The 258-nt window shown below is 53.1% G+C and carries 1 protein-coding gene; it reads left to right on the forward strand.

The features are described 5' to 3' along the window. A partial coding sequence (locus tag AC2FB1_RS11210; RefSeq protein ID WP_490675285.1) for a hypothetical protein occupies positions 1 to 258 on the forward strand: 258 nt, incomplete at both ends.

A 258-nucleotide genomic window follows, 5' to 3' on the forward strand; every position in this document is an offset into this window, starting at 1 on the left:
CTACAGCGTACGCCGCTAACCCAGAAAAGGCAGCACGTGACTGGGGCGCGAATCCTCCTGCTGTTCACTCGCGATTTATCCATCCCGATACTATTGCACAGGGTACATTCGTCAACGGGCCAAATGCGCACAACTTCATCTACCAGTTCGATAAGCCGGGTGAAGTCTACGGTCGTATCAAAACCGTGCGTCGTTTCAAGTGGCCAAGCATAATCGCGATCGACGCCGGGTCCTCGAACAACTCGTTCTGTATTGCAT

This window comes from Staphylococcus sp. CoH_129_LAB_1, from assembly GCF_058191515.1.